Genomic DNA, 408 nt, shown 5'->3' on the forward strand with positions numbered 1-408 from the left:
CAGCGATTGGGACGAAGTCGTAACAAGGTAGCCGTACCGGAAGGTGCGGCTGGATCACCTCCTTTCTAAGGAGCACATGGCCGCTTGCAGGCGAATGTTCTGCACGGTCGCTCATGGGTGGAACGTTGACTATTCGGCACGCTAGGTAAGGCCTGTTAGTACTGCTTCGGCGTGGAACACAGTGCATTGTCTGGCGTGTCGGGCACGTTGTTGGGTCCTGAGGGAACGGCCGTTATGGTCTGTTTCTTCAGTACTGCCGGTCTCATGTGAGGCGGTCCTTTGGGGTCGTTGAGTGTGGGTGTCTGGTCGTTGTTTGAGAACTGCACAGTGGACGCGAGCATCTGTGGCCAAGTTTTTAAGGGCGCACGGTGGATGCCTTGGCACCAGGAACCGATGAAGGACGTGGGA

Annotated in this window: 1 rRNA gene; it reads left to right on the forward strand. The window is 56.9% G+C overall.

Annotated elements, in window-relative coordinates:
• Positions 1-65: ribosomal RNA gene (locus PUR61_RS19070) — 16S ribosomal RNA — on the forward strand; the annotation flags it as partial.
• Positions 66-408 lie beyond the last annotated feature (343 nt).

This window comes from Streptomyces sp. BE20 (assembly GCF_036322525.1).
Lineage (GTDB): Bacteria > Actinomycetota > Actinomycetes > Streptomycetales > Streptomycetaceae > Kitasatospora.